A 5023-nucleotide genomic window follows, 5' to 3' on the forward strand; every position below is an offset into this window, starting at 1 on the left:
ATACGAACCATTCGGTCTTGCTGCCGCTGAAGGGCTGGCAGCAGGTAAACCGACGATCATTGCACAAACCGGAGGACTGCAGGGTTTGGCAGAAAATTTAAAGACAGGCTTTTATATGGAGCCAGGAAATGTAAAAAGTTTGGTTGATTCCATTAAGTTTATACTTGCAAATGAACAGATAGCAAACGAAATAGCTCTTAATGGGAAACTTGCAGTCAAAGAAAAGTTCAGCTGGGCAAAAAATGCTAAGGCGACAGATGATCTGTATAAATATTTATTAAAAATGCATTCTTGCGAAAAGGGGGTTTTATCTTGAATAGAAATGCTTATCTTCAGGCAGAAAAAGAAGATGAAATGGTCATATGCAGGAAATCCTTGATTTTAACACCAGGTTTATGGGTCAACGGTAAGGTGTATTGGCTTGATGATGCAAGCGAGAAATTGATTCCGATAGAAGAATTATCTATTAAAATCAGACAGCCTAATATTCATTCGAAGGTAGAGTTCTTTGATATATTTGTAACAAACCATTCCAAAAACAGCAGGGATGCAAAGTTAATTCTGATGCAGCAATACACGGACAATGCGAATGATCAATTTAGTTTTGTTTCCCCAAACGAGGATGTCATCTTTCATTTTGCCGATAAAAGAATTTACCTGGTTAATGGAATGAACAGTACGGGAAGGATGAAACAATGTACCGTGCAGCCAATTTGGAATTTAAGCACCGACAGGCTTTGGAATTGCCGCGAGTCAGGTGTACTTAGTTATCAGCCGATGGCAAAGGGAGCTGCTGCCAGCCTTTTTTCTCTCGATTTGAAAATGGGACCGCGGGAAACTCAAAAAAGCAGCTGCTGGTCAATAGAAGGAACAGAGAAAAATACAGTAATAAATTTGAATCATATGCTTTTAAAAAACACACTAGCATTTCCCGACAAAAAGTGATATTATAGAAAAGTCGTATGCACGAACCTAGCTTGAATTAGTTTGGAGGGAAATTACATGCGTGTAAACATTACATTAGCTTGCACAGAGTGCGGAGATCGCAACTATATTTCTAAAAAAAATAAGCGAAACAACCCAGATCGTCTTGAGCTAAAGAAATATTGCCCAAGAGAAAAACGTACAACTGCACACCGTGAAACAAAATAAGCAGCGGGATTCTTCCCAGCTGCTTTTTTCTATGCTTTTTTTCCGAGCCATATAAAGCAATTAATGGTAAAGTTTATACATAAGATCATATCTTTGTGACCATTGGAGGAAGAAAAAGTGGAAGCAAAAAAAGAACTTCGTAAAAAGATAAGAAAAGAGCTTTCTGCACTGAATATGCCGCAATATGAGCATTTATCCTACCAAATCGCCCAGCGGCTCTATCAGGATGAATATTGGAAAAGGGCTTCAACGATCGCCATTACTATGTCAAAAGCTCCTGAAGTTGATACTTGGCAAATGATCAGGAAAGCCTGGGAGCAAGGGAAAAAGATTGTTGTCCCTAAGTGTGAACCAAAATCGAGAGCATTGGATTTTCGTGAATTGACCCAGTTCTCCCAGCTTGAATCAGTATATTACGGCCTTTTTGAGCCAATTGTTTCTGAAACTATTAAAGTAAAACCAGAGGAGATTGACTTAGTTATTGTTCCAGGCTTGGCTTTTTCTAAAACAGGTTACAGACTCGGCTTTGGGGGAGGATACTATGACCGTTTTCTGGCAAACTATCAGGGGAACACTCTTTCATTGGCCTTTGAAAGTCAATTAGTGCCAGGCATCCCAACTGAAGCTCATGATATTCCGGTACGTAAAATTATTAGCAATATTGAGGTTATTAAAGTTGGAGGCTGAGCAATTAATCATCCCATTTTTTATTGCCATAGTTGCCTTGGCTTCTTATTATTATAATTTCCTCAGTTTCTCTGGGACAGTCTCGGCTTTTGTTACCGGCTTACTCGTCTGGTCAGGGTTTGGAATAAATGGACTAATCCTAATGGGGATCTTCTTTCTGACATCAAGTTTGCTATCTAAGTACAAGCAAAAGCGAAAGGAGAACCTTGGTGAAATGCATGAAAAAGGATCGGCCAGAGACTGGGCACAGGTTGCTGCTAATGGAGGGACAGCTGCTATTGCTGGGCTATTGAATATTTTGTTTCCTAATCCTGTTTGGATTCTGGCATTTTCAATTTCGCTTGCCAGTGCTAATTCTGACACCTGGGCATCAGAACTTGGGGTTTTAAGCAAAAGTGATCCAGTATCAGTCAAAGGATTTAAGAAGGTTCCAAGGGGGACCTCTGGTGCAATTTCAGGTTTTGGAACAATCGCAGCAGCCACAGGATCGGTGTTAATTGCCATTGCAGCTTACTTGCTATTTAATCTTGACCTCGATTGGACAGTGGCCATTTTTGCTTTAGGATTAGCTGGCTCTATAGTGGATACTTTACTGGGTGCGTTTTTACAGGCAGGCTATAAATGTTTAGAGTGTGGCCTGGATACAGAAAAAACAATTCATTGTTCAAAGAAAACAATTAGATTAACTGGACATGAATGGGTGAACAATGATGCTGTGAATTTTTTTTCAGTTTTTGCAGCAGCAAATATGGGAATGATTATATATATTGTTTTATTGTAAAAAAGTTAATTTGTAACAAAATGTTTATAATGATAACGCTTTTGTTATACATAAGGATTCTTAAATAATGTACTATTTTAAACATGGAAATAGTAAGCAGCCGAATTTAAGGAGGATGCCGATATGAAAAATCGTGTTAATAGAGTTGTCCTGGTGGGTACGGGCTTCGTAGGATCAAGCTATGCATTTGCAATGATCAATCAAGGAGTGGCAGAAGAGCTCGTTCTTGTAGATCTTAATAAGGAAAAATCCGAAGGGGATGCAATGGATTTAAACCATGGTATGGCTTTCGCACCTTCTCAAACGAAAATTTGGTTTGGTTCATATGCCGATTGCAAGGATGCCGACTTGGTCGTTCTTTGTGCCGGAGCTAATCAAAAGCCGGGTGAAACAAGACTGGACCTTGTAGAAAAAAATACGAAAATTTTTAAAAGCATCGTGGAAGAAATAATGGCCAGCGGCTTTGATGGAATTTTCCTTGTCGCCACGAACCCTGTTGATATTCTCACATATGCTGTTTGGAAATTTTCTGGCCTGCCAAAAGAACGTGTCATTGGTTCAGGTACAATCTTAGACACAGCAAGATTCCGTTTTTTGCTTGGAGACTATTTCAAAGTCGATACCAGGAACGTCCATGCCTATATTATCGGAGAACACGGTGATACCGAATTACCTGTATGGAGCCATGCTGATATCGGAGGAAAACCAATTGCAAAAATGATGAAGGACCAAGAGCGTTATAAACACGATGACCTCGAACAAATTTTCACGAATGTACGGGATGCAGCTTACCATATCATTCAGCGTAAAGGAGCTACTTATTATGGAATTGCGATGGGGCTTGTCCGTCTAACAAAAGCTATACTCCATGATGAGAACTCGATCTTGACCGTTTCCGCCCAGCTGAACGGAGAATATGGACATCATGATATTTATATAGGTGTGCCAGCAATTGTGAACCGCAGCGGTATCAGAGAAATAGTGGAGCTTTCACTAGATGAGGAAGAGCAAAAGAAATTTGATCATTCAGTAGAAGTGCTGAAACAAGCTATGGTTCCTGTGTTAAAAGGTTAAGACTTTGAAAGCTGCTATTTCCGGCAGCTTTTTTTGTAAGTTGCCTCGGATTTAGATCTGTATTAAAATCATCCTTCCCTGAAAATAGCTTTTTTAAAAGAAAATGGAACCGTTTTCTTCTATTATATATACACAACTTTTGGAAGGTATTTTTTTCGCCCATTGGGATAAAAATTCGATATCTTTCCCAAAATAAAAGGGGAGGGATTTATATGATCAGGAAAATGATATCGATTTTTATGGTTGGTCTTGCTGGTTATTTTCTATTTGAAAATAGGTACAGGGTGATGAATGTATTGCTCGGAAACAGGTTCTTGCGAAGGGTTGCAGTTGGCTCATTCATGGGATTGCCTGGTGTAAGGAGTAAAATGCTTCAGTCTGTATTTTCAGGACCTTCAGATTTTCAGTAAAAGACCCTTTGAGGTCTTTTTCTGCTTTAGAGAAGGTTCGCATGTTAACTTAGAAAAAGAGGACCAGGTAAACCTGCAAACTAGATAAAGACATAAAGATTAATGGATGGGGCATCGGATTTTAGCAGATGGTATACAAGGCCTCTGGATATGTGACGAAATAATATTTAGTTTATACTATTTTTAGTGATAATTTAACGGAAGGCATATACATATTGATAATAAATTTATAGCCTCGTCATTAGGCAAGAAAGTAGGGGAGAAGTTGGCTTTTTTGGAGGAATATTTGTTTTGGAGGACCGCAGAATTCCTGATAGACCAAAAAGGGTATCGCATTCTGCAGCTGTCAAAAGGCCAGGAAGAACTGTGGCTGGAGAAAACAGAAAACAAGCAAGCTCAAGTCATTCGCTTGCTTCATTATAATATTGATTGGAGCAACTGGCTTCAAAGAGATATAGAAATGACAGCAGACAATGGAGAAAGTATACGCAGACAGCTTGGTAAAGGAGATTTAAAGCTATTGAATCTCTATTTCAGTTCTTATCCACCTGTAGATGATTATGAATTCAGGTTGGTGGAACCTTATCAATCTCCTGACAATGCAAAAATCAGCGTTACATCTATATTAGTAGACCGTGCACATGCAGCTGATGCGGTAAACCGGATAGAGGAGCATTTGGGCACAAATATAGAACTGGAATTTACAGGTGATCATTTAGATTACGATATAGAAACCATAAAGAAAAACGCCCTTTCAACAGCATTGAACAGAGCTAAGGCTGAACAATCAGTATTTAATTATGGCAAACCATTCTTCACTTATCTTTTTATTGCCATCCAAATAATCGTGTTTCTTGTCATGGAATTCGCAGGGGGCAGTACAAATTCATCCACATTGATAAAATTTGGAGCTAAATTT

The 5023-nt window shown here is 39.0% G+C and carries 7 protein-coding genes and 1 pseudogene; all 8 read left to right on the forward strand.

Going from position 1 to position 5023, the window contains the following annotated elements:
* Positions 1–316 (forward strand): glycosyltransferase (locus tag WB217_RS07795; RefSeq protein ID WP_423992215.1); only part of this gene is annotated, 316 nt, incomplete at its 5' end.
* Positions 313–945, forward strand: coding sequence for a hypothetical protein (locus WB217_RS07800; RefSeq protein ID WP_423992217.1), 633 nt, complete (start codon positions 313–315; stop codon positions 943–945). The genes WB217_RS07795 and WB217_RS07800, both read left to right, overlap by 4 nt.
* A 57-nt stretch (positions 946–1002) precedes the next feature.
* The gene (gene rpmG / locus WB217_RS07805; protein ID WP_071395755.1) at positions 1003–1152 is read left to right on the forward strand and encodes a 50S ribosomal protein L33; all 150 of its coding nucleotides are present in this window, start codon (positions 1003–1005) and stop codon (positions 1150–1152) included.
* A 117-nt stretch (positions 1153–1269) separates the two neighbouring features.
* The gene (locus WB217_RS07810; protein WP_423992219.1) at positions 1270–1839 is read left to right on the forward strand and encodes a 5-formyltetrahydrofolate cyclo-ligase; all 570 of its coding nucleotides are present in this window, start codon (positions 1270–1272) and stop codon (positions 1837–1839) included.
* A complete protein-coding gene (locus WB217_RS07815) occupies positions 1829–2620 on the forward strand; it encodes a DUF92 domain-containing protein (RefSeq protein WP_423992221.1) in 792 nt (263 codons plus the stop codon). The genes WB217_RS07810 and WB217_RS07815 overlap by 11 nt, the downstream gene beginning before the upstream one ends.
* 123 nt (positions 2621–2743) lie before the next feature.
* Entirely contained in the window at positions 2744–3694 is a 951-nt protein-coding gene (locus tag WB217_RS07820; RefSeq protein ID WP_423992223.1) for an L-lactate dehydrogenase, read from the forward strand.
* A gap of 212 nt (positions 3695–3906) precedes the next feature.
* Positions 3907–4104, forward strand: coding sequence for a hypothetical protein (locus tag WB217_RS07825; protein ID WP_423992225.1), 198 nt, complete (start codon positions 3907–3909; stop codon positions 4102–4104).
* A 286-nt stretch (positions 4105–4390) separates the two neighbouring features.
* Positions 4391–5023, forward strand: a pseudogene (locus WB217_RS07830) (rhomboid family intramembrane serine protease); the annotation flags it as partial.

The sequence above is a fragment of the Mesobacillus sp. genome, from assembly GCF_049588175.1.
GTDB lineage: Bacteria > Bacillota > Bacilli > Bacillales > Cytobacillaceae > Mesobacillus.